This window comes from Pseudomonas sp. 43(2021), assembly GCF_017490805.1.
GTDB lineage: Bacteria > Pseudomonadota > Gammaproteobacteria > Pseudomonadales > Pseudomonadaceae > Aquipseudomonas.
In genome coordinates this window covers 1-430 of the sequence record NZ_JAFGYJ010000590.1, presented here as the reverse complement: position 1 = coordinate 430, position 430 = coordinate 1, and the positions used below count along the sequence as shown (strand labels likewise).

1 pseudogene is annotated in these 430 nt (G+C 61.4%); it reads right to left on the bottom strand.

The window, feature by feature from the left end:
* Positions 1-3 precede the first annotated feature (3 nt).
* Positions 4-430, bottom strand: a pseudogene (locus J5M71_RS28845) (beta-ketoacyl-ACP synthase); the annotation flags it as partial.

The following is a 430-nucleotide window of genomic DNA, read 5'->3' as shown; positions in this document are numbered from 1 at the left end:
CGGTTATGCCCAGCGGCGGAAGATCAACGAGGTGTTGACGCCGCCGAAAGCGAAATTGTTGTTCATCACGTAGTCGTGATGCATCTGACGGAATTCGCCGCGCAGGTAATCGAGCTTGCCGCAGTGCGGGTCGACCTCGTCGAGGTTGAAGGTGTGTACATAGCGGTCGCTGTTGAGCATCTCGATGCTGAACCATGACTCCAGCGCACCGCAGGCACCGAGGGTATGGCCGAGAAAGCTCTTTTGCGAGCTGATCGGCATGTGTTCGCCGAACAGGCTGCTGGTCGCCAGCGTTTCGGCGATGTCGCCCTGTTCAGTCGCGGTGCCGTGGCCGTTCACATAACCGATGGCGTCCGGGGTGAGGCCGGCATCTTCCAGGGCCAGCTCCATGGCGCGGCGCATCGTGAGCTGTTCCGGGCGTGTGGTGTGC